1 protein-coding gene and 1 pseudogene are annotated in these 1,456 nt (G+C 73.6%); both read right to left on the reverse strand.

The genetic code is table 11. The features are described from left to right. Positions 1 to 171: 171 nt before the first annotated feature. A pseudogene (locus HGA02_RS19045) lies at positions 172 to 453 on the reverse strand (HIT family protein); the annotation flags it as partial. A gap of 49 nt (positions 454 to 502) precedes the next feature. Beyond that, on the reverse strand, positions 503 to 1,456 hold a 954-nt coding region (locus HGA02_RS19050; RefSeq protein WP_168680934.1), incomplete at its 5' end, for an ABC transporter permease.

Genomic DNA, 1,456 nt, shown 5'->3' on the forward strand with positions numbered 1-1,456 from the left:
CGCAGCGGCCCGCTCGGGATCGTCGTCGGCCTCGTCGCCGTCGGTCTCGCGGCGGCGAGCCTCATCGTCGACTTCGACTCGATCAAGCGCGGCGTCGAGGTCGTCGGGGGCCACGTCGTGCCGGGCGTTGGCGAAGGTGAGCGACGACTCGTCCCACGCCGGGAGCACGTGCAGGTGCAGGTGCGGCACCTCGAACCCGGCGACCAGCAGGGCGACGCGCGGCGCCGACCACGCGGCCTGCTGCGCCTGCCCGACCACCTTCGCAACGCGCGTGAGGTGCGCGAGCAGGTCGTCAGACGCCTGCGTGAGCTCGACGACCTCGTCGCGCGGCACGACGAGCGTGTGCCCGTCGGTGATCGGCGCGATCGTGGTGAACGCGACGGCGACGTCGTCCGCCCACACGAACCGGCCGGGGATCTCGCCGTCGATGATCTTGGTGAAGAGCGTCGTCATGGGGCCACGCTAGGCGCTCGCGCGCGGTCGCGGACGGCCGCCGCCGCGCTCACACCGCGGCGGGCGTGCCGCGCAGGGCGTCCGTGAGCTTCATCCGGCCGCCCGAGTGCAGGACGGCGTTCGCGTAGACGCGGCCGGCGAACCACACGAGGAACGGCACGAGCGCGAGCGACAGCCCGGCCGCGAGCAGGATCTCCCACGTCTCGACCGCGCCGAGCGCGACGCGCACGGGCATGATCATCGGCGCGCAGAACGGCACGAACGACAGCGCGGTCACGAGCGCGTTGTCGGGGTCCCACGGCGTCACGGAGATCGCGAGGACGTACGGGATGCCCATGAGGAACAGGATCGGCGAGGTGACCGAGCCGACGTCTTCCTGGCGCGACACGAGCGCGGCGAGCGCCGCGAGCAGCAGCGCGTACATGAGGAACCCGATGACGAACCACACGAGGGCCCACGCGGCGGTGGCCCCGAGGTCCAGCGGGGTCGAGTCGAGCAGCCCGAACGCCCACGCGGTCCCGCCGCCCGCGAGCACGACGAGCGCGACCTGACCCAGCCCGATCAGCCCGATGCCGAGCACCTTGCCCGCCATGAGGTGCCAGGGCCGGACGGTCGCGAGCAGCAGCTCGACGACGCGGCTGGTCTTCTCCTCGACGACGCCCTGCGCGACGAGCTGCCCGGCCGTCATGAGCCCGATGAACAGCAGGATCCCGGCGAGGTAGCCCGCGATGATCTGGGCGCCGTCGACCTGGGGCGGTGAGCCGAGCGTCGTGACCGACGGCGTGGCGCCCGCGACCTGGCCCGCGACCTCCGCGGGGTCGCCGCCCAGGTCGGTGACCGCGCCGGCGAGCGCGACCTGCTGCGCGAGCGACGCGAGCACGGGCTGCAGCGGCTCGGGCACGTCGTCCTGGACGACGACGGCCAGCTCGGGGTCCACCCCGGTGACGAGCACGTCGACGTCGCCCGACGTCACGAGCTCCTCGCCCTCGGCGGTGTCCGCGAC

The organism is Cellulomonas septica, from assembly GCF_012396155.1.
Classification (GTDB): domain Bacteria; phylum Actinomycetota; class Actinomycetes; order Actinomycetales; family Cellulomonadaceae; genus Cellulomonas; species Cellulomonas septica.